Source organism: Neptunitalea chrysea (assembly GCF_027924145.1).
Lineage (GTDB): Bacteria > Bacteroidota > Bacteroidia > Flavobacteriales > Flavobacteriaceae > Neptunitalea > Neptunitalea chrysea.
Genome location: NZ_BRVP01000038.1, coordinates 1 through 15,661, shown reverse-complemented (window position 1 = coordinate 15,661; position 15,661 = coordinate 1). Strand labels below are relative to the sequence as shown.

Annotated in this window: 17 protein-coding genes and 1 tRNA gene; 15 read left to right on the top strand and 3 right to left on the bottom strand. The window is 34.6% G+C overall.

Annotated features, from left to right (window positions below):
- Both NBRC110019_RS16300 and NBRC110019_RS16295 read left to right on the top strand, forming a co-directional pair.
- The coding region (locus tag NBRC110019_RS16300) for an HTTM domain-containing protein (RefSeq protein WP_281756539.1) at positions 1–344 on the top strand (344 nt) is incomplete at its 5' end.
- Between the two features lie 6 nt (positions 345–350).
- A complete protein-coding gene (locus NBRC110019_RS16295) occupies positions 351–803 on the top strand; it encodes a PH domain-containing protein (protein WP_281756538.1) in 453 nt (150 codons plus the stop codon).
- Positions 804–1,357: 554 nt separating this feature from the next.
- Here NBRC110019_RS16295 and NBRC110019_RS16290 read toward each other — a convergent pair.
- A tRNA-Phe gene (locus NBRC110019_RS16290) sits at positions 1,358–1,430 on the bottom strand.
- 101 nt (positions 1,431–1,531) lie between these two features.
- Here NBRC110019_RS16290 and NBRC110019_RS16285 point away from each other — a divergent pair.
- The 8 genes from NBRC110019_RS16285 (at position 1,532) to NBRC110019_RS16250 (ending at position 9,946) form a co-directional block, all read left to right on the top strand.
- Positions 1,532–2,260: a type III pantothenate kinase gene (locus NBRC110019_RS16285; protein WP_281756537.1), complete on the top strand. Its 729-nt coding sequence runs from the start codon at positions 1,532–1,534 to the stop codon at positions 2,258–2,260.
- Positions 2,257–3,531 carry a BamG family beta-barrel-assembly machinery protein gene (gene bamG, locus NBRC110019_RS16280; protein WP_281756536.1) on the top strand — a complete coding sequence of 425 codons (1,275 nt, stop codon included), beginning with the start codon at positions 2,257–2,259 and terminating at the stop codon, positions 3,529–3,531. The genes NBRC110019_RS16285 and bamG overlap by 4 nt, the downstream gene beginning before the upstream one ends.
- 14 nt (positions 3,532–3,545) lie before the next feature.
- The gene (locus tag NBRC110019_RS16275; RefSeq protein ID WP_281756535.1) at positions 3,546–4,907 is read left to right on the top strand and encodes a hypothetical protein; all 1,362 of its coding nucleotides are present in this window, start codon (positions 3,546–3,548) and stop codon (positions 4,905–4,907) included.
- A 1-nt stretch (position 4,908) separates the two neighbouring features.
- Positions 4,909–5,472, top strand: a complete 564-nt coding sequence (gene lptC, locus NBRC110019_RS16270; RefSeq protein ID WP_281756534.1) for an LPS export ABC transporter periplasmic protein LptC — start codon at positions 4,909–4,911, stop codon at positions 5,470–5,472.
- A 2-nt stretch (positions 5,473–5,474) separates the two neighbouring features.
- On the top strand, positions 5,475–5,687 hold the full coding sequence (locus tag NBRC110019_RS16265) for a hypothetical protein (RefSeq protein ID WP_281756533.1): 213 nt from the start codon (positions 5,475–5,477) through the stop codon (positions 5,685–5,687).
- 6 nt (positions 5,688–5,693) lie between these two features.
- Positions 5,694–6,938 carry a hemolysin family protein gene (locus NBRC110019_RS16260; RefSeq protein WP_281756532.1) on the top strand — a complete coding sequence of 415 codons (1,245 nt, stop codon included), beginning with the start codon at positions 5,694–5,696 and terminating at the stop codon, positions 6,936–6,938.
- Between the two features lie 170 nt (positions 6,939–7,108).
- On the top strand, positions 7,109–9,205 hold the full coding sequence (locus NBRC110019_RS16255) for a peptidylprolyl isomerase (protein WP_281756531.1): 2,097 nt from the start codon (positions 7,109–7,111) through the stop codon (positions 9,203–9,205).
- A 207-nt stretch (positions 9,206–9,412) separates the two neighbouring features.
- A complete protein-coding gene (locus tag NBRC110019_RS16250; protein WP_281756530.1) occupies positions 9,413–9,946 on the top strand; it encodes a hypothetical protein in 534 nt (177 codons plus the stop codon).
- Between the two features lie 29 nt (positions 9,947–9,975).
- On the opposite strand, the gene NBRC110019_RS16245 is transcribed toward NBRC110019_RS16250, so the two are convergent.
- Both NBRC110019_RS16245 and NBRC110019_RS16240 read right to left on the bottom strand, forming a co-directional pair.
- A complete protein-coding gene (locus tag NBRC110019_RS16245; RefSeq protein WP_281756529.1) occupies positions 9,976–10,896 on the bottom strand; it encodes a GYDIA family GHMP kinase in 921 nt (306 codons plus the stop codon).
- Positions 10,893–12,215, bottom strand: a complete 1,323-nt coding sequence (locus tag NBRC110019_RS16240; protein WP_281756528.1) for a hydroxymethylglutaryl-CoA reductase, degradative — start codon at positions 12,213–12,215, stop codon at positions 10,893–10,895. Before NBRC110019_RS16240 ends, NBRC110019_RS16245 begins: the two co-directional genes overlap by 4 nt.
- Before the next feature lie 168 nt (positions 12,216–12,383).
- Between NBRC110019_RS16240 and NBRC110019_RS16235 the strand changes: the two genes are divergently transcribed.
- The 5 genes from NBRC110019_RS16235 (at position 12,384) to NBRC110019_RS16215 (ending at position 15,426) form a co-directional block, all read left to right on the top strand.
- A complete protein-coding gene (locus NBRC110019_RS16235; protein WP_281756527.1) occupies positions 12,384–13,187 on the top strand; it encodes a 5'-nucleotidase, lipoprotein e(P4) family in 804 nt (267 codons plus the stop codon).
- 157 nt (positions 13,188–13,344) lie between these two features.
- Complete coding sequence (locus NBRC110019_RS16230; protein WP_281756526.1) at positions 13,345–13,743, top strand: hypothetical protein; 399 nt, start codon at positions 13,345–13,347, stop codon at positions 13,741–13,743.
- Between the two features lie 16 nt (positions 13,744–13,759).
- Positions 13,760–14,845 carry a DUF1499 domain-containing protein gene (locus NBRC110019_RS16225; protein ID WP_281756525.1) on the top strand — a complete coding sequence of 362 codons (1,086 nt, stop codon included), beginning with the start codon at positions 13,760–13,762 and terminating at the stop codon, positions 14,843–14,845.
- Between the two features lie 4 nt (positions 14,846–14,849).
- Complete coding sequence (locus tag NBRC110019_RS16220; protein ID WP_281756524.1) at positions 14,850–15,149, top strand: hypothetical protein; 300 nt, start codon at positions 14,850–14,852, stop codon at positions 15,147–15,149.
- A complete protein-coding gene (locus NBRC110019_RS16215; protein WP_281756523.1) occupies positions 15,127–15,426 on the top strand; it encodes a hypothetical protein in 300 nt (99 codons plus the stop codon). Before NBRC110019_RS16220 ends, NBRC110019_RS16215 begins: the two co-directional genes overlap by 23 nt.
- Positions 15,427–15,661 lie beyond the last annotated feature (235 nt).

Here is a 15,661-nt window from a genome sequence, read left to right as displayed (position 1 = left end):
TACCCGAATGGGTTAATGGCTCCGTTATGAATTACTGGATAAAGCACCCTACTCATGGTGCTACTGGTTTAATAAGGGATGCCTTCTTATGGATGTCAACCATAGCTCCATTAAATATTGCAATGACATGGGGGGCACTTTGTATAGAATTATTATTGTGTCTAATTGTTTTTGTTGACAGAATCCGATTAAGAGCATTGGCATTATACTCGGGATTTTTTTTACATCTGGGTATTATTGTTTTGCATGGACTTTGGAGCTTTTCTTTCATAATGATAGGATTACTCCTTTTCTACGTTCCAAGAGTGCAAGTGGAATTGGATAATAATAATTATAAATTGTAAAACAAAATGATTTTAAAATATAAAGCTAAAAGAGGTTACTTAATTCTCGTTTTAACGCTTCATTCTGCCATTTTATGTTTGTTGCCTGTATTTTTAACTGAAAATCCTCAAGTCAAATGGCTTTTTGGAATAATCTCATTAATCCTCATATCGCTGACGGTTGGTTTTTATTCTAGGACATACTACCTATTAAACAGAGATTCTGGATTTTTGGATATTTATTTTCTATTTAAGGTTAAATCGATAAATTTATGTGACATCATTAATCTAATAGAATGTGATAGCCCATTAAGTGGTTTTAGGTATGCTTTAAGTTCTGAAAACGGCGTACTGATTAAAATTGGGAAATATGATGAATATTTTATTAACCCAAGAAATACTCATGCCTTTATAGAGGAGATTAAAGTTTGGAAAGAAAAAAATTGCTTAGAAAGAAAGATTGACAAAAAGATCGAATGATAGATATTCATTTTAAGATGAGAATTCTTTAATGAGTTAAGTTGTGTGTATCCAATAATGTTTTCATTTGTTAATATTGCCGATAGGATTTAGAATACATACCTATAATCTATTTTCACTCTGCAAGGTGCGCATCATATAAATTAAACACGCCCATTAATTCAATATATCATAACATACAGTGAGATTTCATAAACAATATTCCCTTTTCATTTTTTTTTAAACTTCCAATCTGTACAAAAAGCTGGTGGAGAGGATGGGAATACAAGGTTTTGGGCTATTTTTTAGAAAAGAAAAAATCGTCAAAACAAAGCCTGACCTTGAATCGCAGGCTATGGCAGACACCTATCTTTGTGCTGATTTGAGAGTTGAATATGAAAAGATGCTAAACTTATAAAATATCTATTTATAAATATCAAGCGTTTTTTAAAAAATAAAGTCAAATAAGTTCATAATGAATTATTTAAGTCCAATTTTTTAAAACGTATTTTCCGACGTAAAAAAGAAAACCCTTTGATAAATTATTCATTATCAAAGGGTTGTTAAAATTTCAGTGGTACCTCCAGGAATCGAACCAGGGACACAAGGATTTTCAGTCCTTTGCTCTACCAACTGAGCTAAGGTACCAGTTGCTTAATGCGGGTGCAAATATATACCCAAATTTTAATTTTGCAAAACAAAATTTAAAAAAAATTCCTTTTGTATCTTTGTATTTCTAAATTCAAGCAATGAACCTTGTTATAGATGTAGGCAACAGCTTTACAAAAGTAGCTGTTTTTCAAAATACCATAATAGAACAACTCAGTTCGGTACCTACCGAGGAACTTCTTTCAACCGTAACCGAAATTTTAAAAAACAATTCAATTACACATGCCATAATAGCATCGGTAGTCTATGTACCAAACGAGGTCGTTACTATGTTGAATAACAAAACTACCTTAGTTTTATTGTCGCATGAATTAACATTGCCATTTACCAATGCCTATGCAACCCCTACCACCCTAGGGCAAGACAGGCTGGCTTTAATTGCAGGAGCTGCTATATTGTATCCTAAACAACCTGTTTTGGTCATAGATGCCGGCACTTGCATTACGTACGACTTTATTAACCGTGACGGTGTTTACCATGGCGGTGCTATTGCCCCAGGGCTAGAAATGCGGCTAAAAGCCATGCACCATTTTACAAAAAAATTACCGCTGGCACAATTAACTGAAAATATACCCGTTACAGGAAACTCAACACAAAATTGCCTACTTAGCGGAGCTGTTAACGGGGTAACGTACGAAATTGATGGGTTCATTAACGAATATGCTTATAAATCCAAAGATTTAACAGTTATTTTAACAGGAGGGAACACCTATTTTTTGTCAAAAAGATTAAAAAATAGCATATTTGCCAATTCAAAATTCCTTTTAGAAGCGTTAAACGGCATTTTGAATTTTAAAAAACTCGAATGATTAAAAAATTAATAGCAATTGTAGCTGTTTTAGTATTGGGGAATACGGCAGTTAAGGCGCAAGTGGGTACGGCATCCCCGTATTCATTTTATGGTATTGGAAGTTTGAAGTTCAGGGGAACAATGGAAAACCGAGCAATGGGTGGTATTAGCCTTTTTCCTGATAGTTTGTCGATGAGTATAAAAAACCCGGCATCGTTAGGAGAACTAAATTTTACAAATTTTGCCATTGGAGCAACGTTTACCCAGTTAAACCTGAAAAGTGATTCAGGAGATGAAAAAGCAAAATCGAGTTCTTTTGATTATTTAGTACTAGGTTTCCCTATTAATAAAAAAATGGGGGTTAATTTTGGGCTCTTACCGTATAGTTCTGTGGGCTATGCTTTGCAGAGCATTACTGAAAATGGAGATTATACACGCCTTACTCGTTTAGAAGGTGAAGGAGGCATGAACAAAGTATTTGTGTCTTTTGGGTATGAGATTACTAAAAACCTAAGTATTGGTGCTAAAGGAAATTACGATTTTGGTAAAATAGAAAATAGTATAATTAGTAGTACACAAGGCGTGGAGTTATCAACTAAAGAAAATAACGTTTCTTCGTTAAGTGGTTTGGATTACACCCTTTCGGTGAATTACACCCAACCACTTAAAAATAAGTATGCATTATATGCAATGGGATTGTACTCCCCACAGGCGTCTGTTACTTCAGATAATGAGCGTCTTTATCAGACTATTTCTATTTTTGACAACGGATATGAAGCCGTAAGAGAAGAATATGATGCCGACCTTGCCGCTAACGGGTTAGATAAAACAACTATTAAATTACCTTCTAGCGCCACATTAGGACTTGGTTTTGGCAAAAATAATATATGGTTTGTTGGTGCTGAGTATGAATATACTCAAATGAGCAAACTTTCTAATGAATTTTTAACGGTTAACGGATTGGCTTATAAAGATGGCTATGAATACCGTTTAGGAGCTATGTTAACTCCTGAGTACAATTCATTTACAAGTTACTTTAAAAGGGCAACTTACCGACTTGGTTTGAGATATGAAAACACCGGAATGGTTATCAATGATGAAGAGATTACCGACTTTGGCATATCTTTTGGAGTAGGATTACCGGTGGGACGAATTTCTAAACTAAATTTAGGGTTAGATATAGGTTCTAGAGGAACTACTAACAACTCTTTAATACAAGAAAATTATATAAGTTTTAGAGTTGGATTGTCTTTAATAGACAGATGGTTTATAAAAAACAAATTTAATTAACATATATTTTTTTAATGATGAAAAACAGATTCGCATTATTAATGGTTGCCTTAATTGGGTTTTTAGGTGCATTCAGTGCTAATGCCCAAGATGATTGTGTTACAAACTTATCGTTATTTTCTAATGACGCTAAAGTAAAGAACTATGAGTCTGCCTACCCAAACTGGAGAAAAGTATTTGACAACTGTGGAGAGGATCCGTCTATTGATAAATATAAAATTGCCATTTATTACTATGGTGATAATATATTGGAATACAAAATAGAGAACGATCCTGAAAATAAAACAGAGTACGTGAACTTACTTTTAGAGATGTACACAAGATACCACAAGGATTTCCCTACTGGTAAACGTGCGTACACCTATGCCGAAATGATTACCGATAAGGCAAAACTGATGAAAAAGGAGAACATGGTTTCTGATGAAGAATTGTACAACATGTATAAAGATGCTTTTACACAAGATAAAGCAGGCTTTAATAACGAAATTGCATTGTACGATTACTTTATTAAAACATTTAACTTATACAAAGCTGAGAAACTTGAGTTACAAGTTGTTTTTGATACGTATGATGATGTTGCAGGTAAAATTGAAGAATTAAGCAATGCACAGGCCGAAATTATGAATCCTTTAATAGAGGCTCAAGATGCAGGTACTGCTTTAACTGCTAAGCAAGAAAAAACATTATCTAGAGCTAAGAAGAGAACTAAAAATTACGAAGGAATTTCAGAAAGTTTAGATGCTGCTATTGTTCAGGTTAGTAATTGTGAAACGTTAATCCCATTATTCAACAAACAATTTGAAGAAAAGAAAAACGATCAGGAATGGTTAAACCGTGCTTCTAACAGATTAACTGAAAAAGACTGTACAGAAGATCCGCTTTACTTAAAAATTGCTGAGCAATCATATACTTTAAAGCCTACCACTGCTGCTGCTAAATCTTTAGGGGTAAAAGCATATAAAAACGGAGACAAAGCAGGAGCTGTTAAATGGTTTAAAGAAGCTATTGCTTTAGAAACAGACAAGTTTGAAAAATCTAAACTTTACACTTCTATTGCTAGTTTCTACAGCAAAAGTACTGCTGCAAATTATGCTAGAGAGGCTCTTAAACTAAACCCTTCTAACAAAAAAGCATATTCTATTATTGCAAATGCTTATGCTAAATCTGCTAACGAATGCGGAACTACCTCATTCGAAAAAAGAGCGGTATACTGGTTAGCTGAAGAAATGGCTAAAAAAGCAGGAGACACCAAATCTGCAAAATCATATGCTCAACGTGCTCCAGATAAAGCTATGATTTTTAACGAAGGCATGGCTGGTAAAACTATTAAAATAGGATGTTGGATTAACAAAACTGTTAAGGTTCCTAACTTATAAGATGTTAAGCATCATTAAACATAAATTACACTACATTGTCACAGTTTTTGCTGTGACAATGTTTTTTTCATGTGAAAACAATTTAGGTGCCCTACAGAAACTTTCACTCAAAGAAAAATTCCCCGTAGGTGAAGCTACCAATTTCACACTTACTTATACCGACTCTACCAAAGTGGTAGCCATTTTAAAAAGTCCGTTAAATTACGATTACGGCAATCAGGAGTTTCCGTACTCCGAATTCCCCAATGGGGTACATATCGATTTCTTCGATGACCAAAGCAACAAAACTACCGTAGATGCCAAATATGGTATTCTATATAACCAAACAGATTTGGTTGAAATGCGAGACAGTGTAGTTATTAAAACTCACGAAGGTAAAATTCTTAAAACAGATCTATTATACTGGGATCAAAAAACAGAATGGATTTATACAGATGATCCGTTCACGTTTACAGACCCAGTAGAAGGTACCATTATGAACGGTATTGGGATGGACTTTAACAAGGATTTTACGGTAGTTAATGCTCATAAAACTACAGGTGTAATTTCTATTAAAGAAGAATAATCATGGTAAAATATTTAAAAATATTTGAAATAGCATACTTAGTGATTGCTATTATTTCTATATTCGAAGTTATAAGAGAATATATCAACGTTCAGGAAATAAACTATTTATTCCTAATGTTTGGTGTTGTATCTATAGGAATGTTCTTTTTTAGAAGATACATGCGCAAGCGCATAGAGAAACAACGCCAATCGGAACAAAATACAAAACAATAACCCTTTATGGAAATTTCCATTATTGTAATTTGTTTACTATTATCCGCCTTCTTTTCGGGTATGGAGATTGCTTATGTGTCTTCAAACAAAATACATCTGGAAATAGAAAAAAAGCAAGAAACCTATCTTGCTAAACTACTTACCTGGCTTACAAGAAGACCTTCTAAGTACATTGCAACTATGCTGGTAGGCAATAACTTGGCACTGGTTGTATACGGTTTTTACATGGGCGATCTTATTGTAGCTGTCTTGCCTCCACAATGGCAAAACCTTTTGATACAAACTATCATTTCTACCTTAGTTATTTTAATAACGGCCGAGTTTTTACCCAAAGTATTATTTCAGATATATGCCAACTCTCTTCTAAAATTTTTAATTATTCCGGCATTTATCTTTTACATCGTTTTCTGGATTATTACCGAGTTTGTTATTTGGATATCCGACTTTATTTTAAAATATGTTTTTAAATCAGACGGAGACGATGTGCAATTGGCATTCACCAAGTTAGAACTAGGTGATTATATATCTGAACAAATGGAATCGGTAGATGAAGATGAAAATGTAGATACCGAAATTCAGTTTTTCCAAAACGCACTAGAATTCTCTGAAGTAAAGGCCAGAGAGGTAATGATACCACGTACCGAAATTTCAGCGATTGAAATTAATGATACTATAGCATCTGTTACAGACCTATTTATTGAGACCGGCTACTCTAAAATATTAATTTTTAATGAGTCTATTGACGACATCGTTGGGTATATACACTCATTCGATTTGTTTAAACGTCCAAAAACAATTAAAGAAGTGTTAATGCCTGTGGGGTTTGTACCAGAAACCATGCTTATTAGCGAAATTTTAAACGTACTTATTAAAAAACGTAAAAGTATTGCTGTTGTTATTGATGAATATGGTGGTACCAGTGGCATACTAACTGTTGAAGATATTGTTGAAGAGCTGTTTGGCGAAATTGAAGACGAACACGACACCATCGATTTTATTGAAGAGCAACTGGAAGAAGATGCTTTTAAATTCTCATGCCGATTAGAAGTTGATTACATTAACGAAAAATATAAACTAGAAATACCTGAAAGTGAAAACTATGGTACCCTTGGTGGTTTTATTGTAAACAACACCGGAGAGATTCCGCAACTTAACGAAGTAATTACCATTGACAATTTTAGGTTTACAATTCTAGACGTTACCAGTACCAAAATAAAACTAGTACATCTTAAAATACTAGATAGCGAATAACACTGCCTTACCCCTGTAACCCCCTTATTTTAAGCTTCTTTTTATACAGAAAAACTAGCACAAACACCCATCTTCTATAAAAAAAGCGATAAGCGGCAATTTATTTTTATTATTTCAAAGAAAATGGTATTTTCGCCCACATTAATTTCATATATAATTCTTTAAGTAAGATGGCAATTTTACAGAAAATAAGAAAGCATACCACCTTATTAATTGCTTTAATAGGTATCTCTATTTTAGCATTTGTTTTATCTAGTTTAATAAAACAAGGGGGTAGTTCCTTTTTTGGTAACACAGATACGATAGGAGAAGTAGACGGCGAACCAATTTCCCGTGTTGAATTTGCAAATGGTGTACAAGCCATTTTAGACAGAACACCAGGTACCAGCATGATGAATGCTGTGAACTCTGTTTGGAACAGCAAAGTAAATTCAGTAATACTTGAAAAACAATACGAAGAACTGGGTATTGATGTTGGGTCAGATCGTATTATCAACCTTATCAAAAACATTCCGGGGTACGCTAACAGTCCTAATTTCCAAAACGAAAACGGAATTTTTGATCCACAAAAATTTATAACGTTCATTGCTAACCTTAAAGAAGTAGACCCTGCAAGATACGAGCAATGGAAAAATGAAGAGATCAACATCATCAATCAGGCTAAACAAGAAATTTATTTCAACTTAATTCAGGCTGGTTTAGGAGTTACTGAAAAAGAAGGTGAAGTAATGTACTCTGAAGAAAGCGATGCTGTAGACATTAAATATGTTCAGGTTCCTTATGTAAATGTAAAAGATTCTACCCTTACCGTTGGTAATGGTGAAATTAAAACATACATCAACGAGCATAAAGAAGATTTTGAAAAAGAAGCTTCAAGAGATGTTCGTTTTGTAATATTTAAAGAAGAAGCTTCTGAAGCTGATATAGATGCTATTAAAACTGAATTAGAAGGTATGTTAACTACCGCTCCTAACAGTGCAGATACAATCAACTTTAAAAACGCTACCGATTTAGTGGGGTATACATTAGAACACTCAGAATTTAAATATGATTCTGCTTATGTTACTAAAGCTAAATTAGCGCCAAAATTTGCAGATACTTTATACAGCTTAAATATTGGCGAAACTTTTGGACCATATATAGATGGAGACTACTATAAGATTTCCAGAATGGTTGACAAAAAGCAGAACGGTAATGTAAAAGTTACGCACGTATTAATTTCTTATGATAGTGTACCAAATGCACAATTAAAAGAAGACAGAAACAAAGAAGAAGCAGAAGCACTTGCTAAACAAATTTTAGCAAAAGCAAAAGCGGGTCAAGACATGACCGCTTTAGCCGAAGAGTATTCGGAAGATCCGGGTGTTGCTTCAAATAAAGGTACGTATGATAATGTATCTCCAGGAAGAATGGTTCCTGAATTTGACAAATACATCTTTAACAACCCTGTTGGAAGCATAGGGATGGTTGAAACTGATTTCGGTTTCCACATTATTAAAATTGACGACCAATACGAAACAGTTAGTTTAGCAAACGTAGCTATTAAAATAGACCCTTCTGAAAAAACTATAAATGACGTTTCGCAAGAAGTTAACGAATTCATGTACGCTGTTCAGGAAGAAGGTAAAGACTTTGACGAATTTGCAAAAGAAAAAGGATATACAGTAAAACAAGATAGAGGTTTAGAGCCACTTTCAGCTGGTATTTCAGGATATGCTAACCAACGTTCTATTGTTAGATGGGCGTTTGAAGATGGTACCGATATTAAAGACATTTCTAAATTTAATATTGCTGACGGTTATGCTGTAGTACAGTTAACAGATAAAGCTGAAAAAGGGTTACAATCTGTAGAAAAAGCAAAATCTACTGTAGCGCCTATCTTATTAAAAGAGAAAAAAGCTGAGAAAATTATGAAAGAAGCTGCTGGTAAATCTATGGATGAAGTTGCAGCTTTATATAGCACTGCTGTTCGTAATGCTTCTAAAATTACTTTAAGCGACCCTAAAATTCCGGGTGCTAGCTCTGAGCCTAATGTGGTAGGTACTGCTTTTGGTATGAAAGAAAACGAAACCAGCGGATTAATCAAAGGTGAAAAAGGAGTATACATGATTCAAGTAACTAAAAAGGAAATTTCTCCTAAGTTAATGAACTATACAACTTTCAGAACTCAGAAGAGAGAAGAGAACGTTAACAAATACAGTCAATCGGTTATCAATGCCCTTAAAAAGTCTGTAGATATAGAAGACAATAGAGCTTTATTCTACTAGGAATAGGCTTTAAATACACAAAAAAACACTTAAAAAACCTCCTTTTTCAGGGAGGTTTTTTTTATCCATTATTTATGACGATACATATAAATGAGTATTTTACACTTGTTTATTAACAAATATTGATTGTAAACTAAATTTGCGTATTTTTAAAACTCATTCAACCAATCAATTAGTATAAAATAACCTAAAAGCAATCCTATTTTTATGAAAAAAATCCTTTGTTTTGCAGTTACACTACTTGCATTTACCTCCCTCACATTTGCACAAACCAATGAGCTTACTAAAGAACAATTATACAGAACCAAGTTTAATAACTATACTTTTAAAGAGCTTATTGAAACCCAATCTAACCTATCTAAAATCAACAAGTTATTAGGTTTTCCTGATAGTATTAGAAAAGGTAAAGGTGGCATAGGCGAAGGATGGGTGCGTTATAAATTCAGTACCGGATTTGTTTTAGGGTTTATAGACATGAACTCTGCTGAGTTTACAATAGGAATCAACTTTATCAGAGCTTCTGAGATTACCGTTAAAGGGATTTCTGCTAAAGTAGGCAGCTCTGCAGATACATTGCTAAAAAACTTTACCCCTATTACCCTATCCGATGGTAACAAAGCTATACAGTTTATACCAGATGGCAACACCTGTTGTCCTATCACTATACGTTATACGCCTCAAGATAATAGTATAACCTACATTACCTATAAAGTAGATGCCAAAAAGTTATATACCTTCTAATATAAAAAAGTAAGTCAGCCGATAAGGTATTACAATACCATATCGGCATACGGAATAACCACCTCAAAACCCTTCGATTTAAAATATTCAGGCGTTTTTTCGTTTCCTGTGGCCAGTACAAAGTCGCCACCCCAAGCACCTAAGCTTTTTACGGCTCCTAAATAATCGGCAAAATAAAGATCCTTTACCTTAGGTATATTTAGCGTATTAGACACTATGGTTTCATGACGCAGTAACAACTCCTCAAATTCGTGTAATGTAGTTACCTCTAAGAGCATTTTGGTAATTTCGGTTTGCGCTGCCAACATCTTACTTTTAGATGCACCCAAAGCTCTGTAATGCGCTATCCCTTCTTTGCTGTCTTGTTTCTTATTCAAGTAAACAAAATACAAATTATCTAAAAACGTAGGCTGAAAACGTTTGCCCATCACTACTGGTACAGTATTTACAATTTGGTAGGTAATGGGTGTTTCATGTTGCGCACAAGCAATATCATACCCACTTCCTTTAAACGATTCCCATAACAACCTAAAAGCATCTACCTTAGCCCATTGTGCTATATTATTAATAAGTGTTGACGATGTACCCAATCCCCATTCCTTAGGAAAGGTAACCTGTGTATTTACGGTTACACCTGTATTTAAGAAATCAGGATTCATACGCTTGGCGGCAACTAAAATATCTAATAACACCAACGCTATTTTTTCATCCGAAGTATTAGTAATCGCCTTTAACGGATTCAATACTTCAAGGTCTTTTAAATTATAGACTACCGTAAACCAATTATGATTGGTATGATCAAAACTCACCCATTCTAACACCATAGTATCCGCCTCTTGCACCACCAAATTCTGACCATATTTAGAAGGTACGGCAAAACTAAGAGCACCATCTAGCACGCCATACTCACCCGTAATTAGCAACTTACCATTGCTGTAGTACTCTATCATATAGTGGCTCTTAAATTTTCAAAGGCAGTTACCACAGCACTATGGGTAGCGGTTTTATCTTTAAAATAATTCACAAAGTATACTTTCTCTTCCTCGGTTGCTCCTAACTGATTTAAAATATTCAGTAAGTGCATTTTCATATGTCCTTTTTGAATACCACTGGTAATAAGGCTACGTACGGCACCAAAGTTTTGTGCCAATCCGGCAACCGCCGTAATCTCCATTAACTTTTTCGCATCCGGACTCCCTAGCATTTCCATTGCCACACTCACCATAGGATGCAATTTCGTAAGTCCGCCAACAGTTCCTAACGCCAATGGAATATCTATCCAAAATCTAAAAACACCATCTTCCACAGTGGCATGAGTTAAGCTACTATAGCTCCCTGTTTTAGCCGCATAGGCATGTGCCCCAGCTTCAATAGCTCTAAAATCGTTTCCTGTTGCAATTACCACTGCATCTATCCCATTCATAATCCCTTTGTTATGGGTAACGGCTCTATACGGTTCCGCCTCGGCTATTTTTACTGCCCTAACAAAGGTAGCCGCAAATTCTTCAGGACTCAATTCTTTGTCTTCATTAAGTTCCTCTACCTTACAACTCACCTCTGCACGCACTAAACAATCGGGTACGTAATTAGATAGTATACTCATTACTACCTGTATGTCTTTTTCTTCCTCTGTAAAATCGTTATATGCTAATGCAGCTGCTTTAAAGGTTTTAGCAAACTGCTCCAAGCAACTGTTTATAAAATTGGCTCCCATAGCATCTAACGTCTCAAACGTACAATGCAATTGATAATACCCTTCTAATGCATCGGTACGATTACGCAGGGCAATATTACTCACACCACCACCCCGTTTTTCCATATTTTGGGTAATATCTGCAGCTTCGGTAATTAAGGTGTCTTTTATGCTTTCAAAAAAAGCGATTAGTTTACGCTCATCTCCTTGATACAAAAAGTGCACCTGCCCAACTTTTTCGGTTCCAATCACTTCGGTTTTAAATCCGCCACGGTCTAACCAAAACTTAGCCGCTTTGCTGGCGGCTGCCACTACCGAACTTTCCTCTATAGCCATAGGTATGGCATACAACGTATCATTAATCTTAAAGTTAGGAGCCACCCCAATAGGTAATAAAAAATTACTAATCGTATTTTCTATAAACTCATCATGTAGCTTCTGTACATCGGCATTGGTATGCCAGTATTTTTTTAGTATTTCTATCCCTTCTTCAGGCTGAGTAAAACAGTGTTGGGCAATCCAGTTGATTTTTTCTTCTTTGTTAAGCTTAGAAAATCCTTGTACCGGTTGTTTCATGGGTGTTACAATTGTATTAAGGTTGTAAAGATAATCATTTTTAAAAGTTTCGACACCTATTGTATAAGCCTCAAACTATACCATATTTTAACCTTCATTTTACGATAACTCTGTATAATTTAATACCTTTACACTGTAATCTTCGATATAGAAAAAATATCTTCTACTATGAAATATACTGTGATTTTAGCAGCGTTGTTAGTACTATCTTCGTGCTGCCAGCAAAAAACGGTTGAACAAGAAATAGAAATTACCGAAAACCAAAACGAATACAACCTGCAAGCAGTACTTTACCAACAACGTGCTGCCGAAAACAAAGCGTTGTATTACCAAGCCTATAATACCGCTAAGTTGCAATTAGATGTAGTTTTAAACTCTAAGCGTATAGAAGGCAAACCATTGGCAATTATTACCGATATTGACGAGACCGTACTAGATAACAGTGCCTATAATGCGCAACTAATACTAGATAATACTGGCTATAGCAAAGAATCATGGAATGCTTGGTGCCGTTTACAAAAAGCAACTCCATTACCCGGTGCTAGTGAGTTTTTAAACTATGCCGCCTCTAAAAATGTACAGGTTTTTTATATTACCAACCGTAGTGAAGTGGTACAAGATGCAACCCTAGAGAATCTTAAGAAATTTGATTTACCTTTTGCCGATGCCAATCATATTCAATGTAAAACAAACAGCAGTACTAAAGAACCAAGACGTTTAAAAATACATGAAGAGTATGATGTTATTATGTATCTTGGTGATAACTTATCGGACTTTGCTCAGGTTTTTGAGGGTGACAAAAGAGACCTTGCTGCCGATGAGTTTAATGCGTCTTTTGGAACTCAGTTTATTGTATTCCCTAACCCTATGTATGGAGACTGGGAAAGCAAACAGATTTTTGAAGGGGCTAACATGGGTGCCGAACCTATGGTTAAAGATTCTATTAGAAAAGCAAAATTACTGGGCTATTAACTAATATAGTTCATCAAAAAATATACATATTCTCACTAAGTGAGTAAACACCCGACTTGTTGTAACAGGCAAGTTCTGATGCGGGAGGATTTTTCTTAAAATCGTTCCGCATTTTTTATTACATTTATATGATTTAACCTACCAAAATAATAAACCAATGAAAATTACTTCGTTCATGCTAATAATATTGGTATTTAGTATTATTAGTTGTAATGAAAAACAAGTATACGAAGGCTCCTGGGAAGCCGTAAGTGGCATTAGAGAAACCAAAATAAAACTTCATAATGATACTTTAAGCATTTTAGGTAGTAACGAAGAATATACAGACTACCCATTTCAATTAGTAGACTTTTATGTAATTCAAACGGTTCCTGTATATAAACTTCATTCAACGTATGGCAAAGATTATTTTATAGAGTTCCCTGTAAAGGACAACTATAACATAGGACAAATTACCAACGAAGCAGGTGGCATACATTACTTTATATACAAATCTGAATACTACACACAAGAAGAAGCAATAGAAATCTATAATAACGCCATTTTTACTTATTAGAACATACCTAAACAATATGAATAAAGAACTAAAAGACTACGAAAAAGGTATAGACAAAAAACACAGGTTTGGATGGGCACCCTCATACTCCAAAGAAGTAATGAGCAATTTACCACCAGCAGTATTTACTACTATTGTTTTAGAAGCCTTAGAAAATTTAGAGTGGGAAGTGGTGTATACCGATGAAAAATGTGTGGAAGCCCGACGTAAAAATTCTATGGGAAAGTATACTGAAGATATTAGGATAACCTATAACCATGGTAAATTATTAGCTAAAAGTACTTCTGTGTCAGGAATGTGGGATTTAGGGGTAAATTCTAAACGGGTATTACTTCTACTACATGCTATTAACGAAGTTAAAAAGAAATATAGTGCCGACGATTTAAAAAAACTAGCGGTAGAAGCTACCAAAAAAAACAATTGGGATGACTACATAATACCAGATACGCTTCCAGCTCCTCTGCTTTTAAAAAAACCCGCTTTCATTCCAATAACCATAGTGGCTATTCTGAGTGCTTTAGCCTTAGGACTTGTGGTGGCATTTGTATGTATTAAATTTATCCACTTTGTAATCATTACGGAGCTAATTGTGGGTATTATATTAAGTATGATTATAACCATATTGGTTAAAATATTCAATTACACCCAATACCAACAGTTACAAAAGGTATTTATAGCAACCGTTATTGTTACCTATATTGCCAATATCATTTTTCAAGTGCTGATTTTGATGATGGAATTTGGCTCACTTAGCCCTAGTTTTATGACGTTATTTAAGCTGAAATTTGAATATGGATTTACTGTAGAAAGTCTGGAATTAGGTTCTGCCGGACTAGTAATTTTATGGATTTTACAACCTGTTATTTCTTATTTTTCAGGAATCAATTTTATGCCCAAAGGTATTGTAGATTATATAATTAATAGAGTACCCGAGGCGGTTTTAGATTTTGTGTATTACCATAGTTTGAAAGATATACCCAAAAATGAAATACGGGTTCAATTAGCAAAAAGAGGATGGACACGTACTAAAGATCAAGACTATGCTTTTGAAGGAGTAAATACCAGGATACTCGCCAATATTATGAACCGAATAGACTCATAACAAAATGAAACCATTCTATATACTTTTACTATTTTGTATACTAACCGGATGCCATAATACCCCTCGAAAAGAAGCTACTAAAGCAACAATACCCTATTCAAAGCTTTCTGAGATCGTTTTTGAAACCGGTGGAAATTACCACCTTAGAGAGGGCTGTGAATTTGAATTTAGGTGCGATTGCTGTAGTGGTCATCTTCAATTTCACAACGATAGCACTTTTTACGCTGTGAATTATTGCGAAACGGAAACTAGCAGATACTTCGGAACGTATACCCTTACTAATGATACTATTACAGTACAGTAACGTTATTCTTCGTGATTTTGATGACACTTATCAAGAAAATGAATCGGATTCCATTATTGTCTATAATAAAACACAAGATGGACTTATATCACCAAATAGTACACAATACCTTATGGCTAAATGCAATGAGAAAATAATACTTCACCAAACAAATGGATCTGAAACTGCTTTGGCTACCAACCAAAATTACGACTCATTAAAACAGACATTTGAAACTGAAGAAATTCAGAAGCGCTTAGCTAAAAGTAAACTACTTCGAGGCAAGTCTACGAAGTAATTTACACAACTTTTTATAAATACACTATTAGTATAGCAATACAAGCATTTACATAAGAAATACAAACCTGCCCCATATAGGGGCAGGTATTAGTGTAGTATTGCTACTTCATTACGGAGTAGTAGTGTCAGGTTCTAAATTGACAAATACATCTGTTTTATTCACAATCTCTGTAGTGCAGGCAGTTTGATCTGCTTCTTCAAAATCATCAACATCATCACAATTACACGGTAAC

Coding starts and splice junctions, on each gene's coding strand:
- NBRC110019_RS16295 (WP_281756538.1), top strand. CDS start 351: ATGATTTTAAAATATAAAGCTAAAAGAGGTTACTTAATTCTCGTTTTA.
- NBRC110019_RS16285 (WP_281756537.1), top strand. CDS start 1,532: ATGAACCTTGTTATAGATGTAGGCAACAGCTTTACAAAAGTAGCTGTT.
- bamG (WP_281756536.1), top strand. CDS start 2,257: ATGATTAAAAAATTAATAGCAATTGTAGCTGTTTTAGTATTGGGGAAT.
- NBRC110019_RS16275 (WP_281756535.1), top strand. CDS start 3,546: ATGATGAAAAACAGATTCGCATTATTAATGGTTGCCTTAATTGGGTTT.
- lptC (WP_281756534.1), top strand. CDS start 4,909: ATGTTAAGCATCATTAAACATAAATTACACTACATTGTCACAGTTTTT.
- NBRC110019_RS16265 (WP_281756533.1), top strand. CDS start 5,475: ATGGTAAAATATTTAAAAATATTTGAAATAGCATACTTAGTGATTGCT.
- NBRC110019_RS16260 (WP_281756532.1), top strand. CDS start 5,694: ATGGAAATTTCCATTATTGTAATTTGTTTACTATTATCCGCCTTCTTT.
- NBRC110019_RS16255 (WP_281756531.1), top strand. CDS start 7,109: ATGGCAATTTTACAGAAAATAAGAAAGCATACCACCTTATTAATTGCT.
- NBRC110019_RS16250 (WP_281756530.1), top strand. CDS start 9,413: ATGAAAAAAATCCTTTGTTTTGCAGTTACACTACTTGCATTTACCTCC.
- NBRC110019_RS16245 (WP_281756529.1), bottom strand. CDS start 10,896: ATGATAGAGTACTACAGCAATGGTAAGTTGCTAATTACGGGTGAGTAT.
- NBRC110019_RS16240 (WP_281756528.1), bottom strand. CDS start 12,215: ATGAAACAACCGGTACAAGGATTTTCTAAGCTTAACAAAGAAGAAAAA.
- NBRC110019_RS16235 (WP_281756527.1), top strand. CDS start 12,384: ATGAAATATACTGTGATTTTAGCAGCGTTGTTAGTACTATCTTCGTGC.
- NBRC110019_RS16230 (WP_281756526.1), top strand. CDS start 13,345: ATGAAAATTACTTCGTTCATGCTAATAATATTGGTATTTAGTATTATT.
- NBRC110019_RS16225 (WP_281756525.1), top strand. CDS start 13,760: ATGAATAAAGAACTAAAAGACTACGAAAAAGGTATAGACAAAAAACAC.
- NBRC110019_RS16220 (WP_281756524.1), top strand. CDS start 14,850: ATGAAACCATTCTATATACTTTTACTATTTTGTATACTAACCGGATGC.
- NBRC110019_RS16215 (WP_281756523.1), top strand. CDS start 15,127: ATGATACTATTACAGTACAGTAACGTTATTCTTCGTGATTTTGATGAC.